Genomic DNA, 2,847 nt, shown 5'->3' on the forward strand with positions numbered 1-2,847 from the left:
GACGGCCGCGAGCACCGCGGACGGCACGGCGGACAGCTCGACCGCGAGGTTGAGCGCGAGGACCGCGGCGGCGACGACGACCGCGAGCAGCACCCGGACGCGCGCCTCGGCGGGGCTGACGTCGGACCCGCTCTCGGGCGGGCCCAGAGGTCGCAGCGTGCGCAGCAGCGGCAGGCTCGTCGGGACGACGAGCACGGCGACGGCGAGGAACACCCATCGCCACCCGGCGGTCTCCGCGATCACGCCCGCGACCGCGGGCCCGACGAGCGACGGCAGGACCCACGCGGCGGAGAACCAGGCGAAGGCCCGCGGGTGCAGCACGGGCGGGTACGCGCGCGCGAGCGTGACGATGAGCGTGACGTTGACGGCGCCGCCGCCCAGACCCTGCGCGAGGCGGCCGAGCACGAGCACCGGCATCGACGCCGCGAGCCCCGCGACGACCAGGCCGAGCACGAACAGCACCGCCCCGGCGAGGAACGGCCGGAACGGGCCGTGCCGGTCCGACCACGACCCGGCGACGACCATGCCGACGACGCCCGTCGCGAGCGGCCCGGCGAACGCGAACGCGTAGAGCGCGTGCCCGTCGAGCACGTCGGCGACGCGCGGCATGACGGTGGTGACCGCGAAGGACTCGAACGCGACGAGGACGACCAGCGTCACGAGCGCCGCGGTCGTCGTGCGCCGCTCGCGCCAGAGCGCGTCGGTCGTGCGGGGGCGGTCGTCGGGCGGCGTCACCTGGCGACCCTAGCCCGCGGATCCGTTGCCGCGGGAAACGCATTTCCGCGACCGCGGGACGGCCCCGGACGAAGCGGAAGGGCGGCCGGTGCACGACCGGCCGCCCTCCGCGACGTGCGCACCGGATGACGCCTCTCGGCGCGTGGCCGCTCGTGGCGGCGAAGGGTAGAGCCCGGGGGTCATGGGCGGTGCGACACCCTCCACAACGGAGGGGACCCACCGGTCATTCCCGGCGCTGCGGACCGGTGGCGTGGCGCGCGCCACGGCGACGCGTCAGACCGTGAACCTGCCCACGAGCTCGTCGAGCCGCACCGAGTTGCGCGCGACCTCGTCGGCCGAGCCGCGGATCTGGTCGATGTGCCCGGCCGTGTACTGCGCGTTCTCGGCCATCGCGCGGACGTTGTCGGCGATCGTCGTCACGCCCAGCGCCGCGTCGGCGATGTTCGAGGTCATCTCCGACGTCGTGACGGTCTGCTCCTCGACGGCCCCGGCGATGCTGCTCTGGTGGTCGTTGACCTGCCCGATGACGTCGGTCGTCGTGGTGATCGCGGCGACCGCGTGCGCGACGTCGGACTGGATCTGCGTGATCCGGCCGGTGATCTCCTCGGTGGCCTTCGCGGTCTGCTGCGCGAGCTCCTTGACCTCGCCCGCGACGACCGCGAAGCCCTTGCCGGACTCGCCCGCACGGGCGGCCTCGATCGTCGCGTTGAGCGCCAGCAGGTTGGTCTGCTCGGCGATCGTGTTGATGAGCGCGACGACACCGCCGATCGCGGCGGACGACTCGCCCAGGCGGCCGATGGTGGTGTTCGCGTCGTCGGTGCTGGACACGGCCGTGTGGCCGGCGGTGTTCGCCTCGGCGGCGCTGCGCGCGATCTCCTGGATGGACGCGCCCATCTGCTCGCCCGCGACGGCGATGGTCTGGACGTTCGACGACACCTGCTCGGCGGCCGCCGCGGCGGACGCGGCCTGCTGCGCGGCCTGGGTCGACTGCCGGGTCATCTCCCCCGTGATCGCCGAGAGCTCCTGCGCCGCGGCGGACGAGGTGGCTGCGGTCTCGCCGATCTGGCGGACGAGCGCGGCGATGTTCGCGACGAAGCGGTTGAACACGCGGGCGAGGTCCCCGACCTCGTCGTCGCGCGCGGTGCTCACCTGCTGCGTGAGGTCGCCGTCGCCGTCGGCGATCTCCGTGAGCCGGGCGGTGAGGTCCCGGAGGGGGCGCGTGATGCTGCGCGTGAGGATCCCCGCGAGGACGACGACCAGCGCGACCGCGAGCGCCGAGCCGCCGACGATCACCACCTCGGTGGCGAGCGCTGCCTGGTCCGCCTCGGCGTCCCGCTCGACGAGCAGGCCTTCCTCGGCCCCGCCGATCTGGTCGAGCACGCCGCGGATCTGGTCCATGACGGCCTTGCCCGCGTCGGACATGACGATCTCCTGCGCGGCCTCGAAGCCGTCGGCGTCGCGGACGTCGATCGTCTGCTGCATCTCGTCGAGCTTCGCGGCGATCAGCGGCTCGAGCTCCTCGAGCCGTGCCTGCTGCGCGGGGTTGTCGGCGGTGAGCTCGCGCACCTCGGCGAGGTGCTCGCCGACCGCGGTCCGCGCGGCGGTGTAGGGCGCGAGGTAGGAGTCCGCGCCGGTGATGAGGTAGCCGCGCTGGCCGGTCTCCGCGTCCGTGAGCGAGGACAGGATGTCGTCGTTCGCGCGGATGACGTCGTGCGTGTGGTCGACCCAGTCGCTGCTCTCCACGAGCGCCCGGGTGTTGAGGAACGACACGACGCCGACGCCGATCATGAGGACGAGGGTGGCGGCGAAGCCGGCGACGAGACGTCGACCGATGCTCCAGCGCCAGCGGCGCGGGCGGGTGGGGTGGGACTGGCCGGGCACGATCACTGCTCCTGGGTCTGGGGGGTTCACCTCTCCCTTCGACCGCCCGTAGATCGTTTCAAGTGGTCGCCCGGAGAATCTGTCGCGCGACCAGAACGCGGCGCCGCGCGACCTCCCGACGGGCGGGTCAGTCCCAGCGCGCGTCCGGGCCGAGGGCCTGGCTCAGGGCTGCCGCCCACGCGACGGGCGTCGCCGGGACGCCGTCGATCCACGCGACGGGCACGCCCAGGG

Annotated in this window: 2 protein-coding genes; both read right to left on the bottom strand. The window is 73.9% G+C overall.

Annotated elements, in window-relative coordinates:
- A partial coding sequence (locus HGA02_RS15365) for an MFS transporter (protein ID WP_168679917.1) occupies positions 1 to 735 on the bottom strand: 735 nt, incomplete at its 3' end.
- A 273-nt stretch (positions 736 to 1,008) separates the two neighbouring features.
- A complete protein-coding gene (locus HGA02_RS15370; protein WP_168679919.1) occupies positions 1,009 to 2,616 on the bottom strand; it encodes a CHASE3 domain-containing protein in 1,608 nt (535 codons plus the stop codon).
- Positions 2,617 to 2,847 lie beyond the last annotated feature (231 nt).

The organism is Cellulomonas septica, from assembly GCF_012396155.1.
Classification (GTDB): domain Bacteria; phylum Actinomycetota; class Actinomycetes; order Actinomycetales; family Cellulomonadaceae; genus Cellulomonas; species Cellulomonas septica.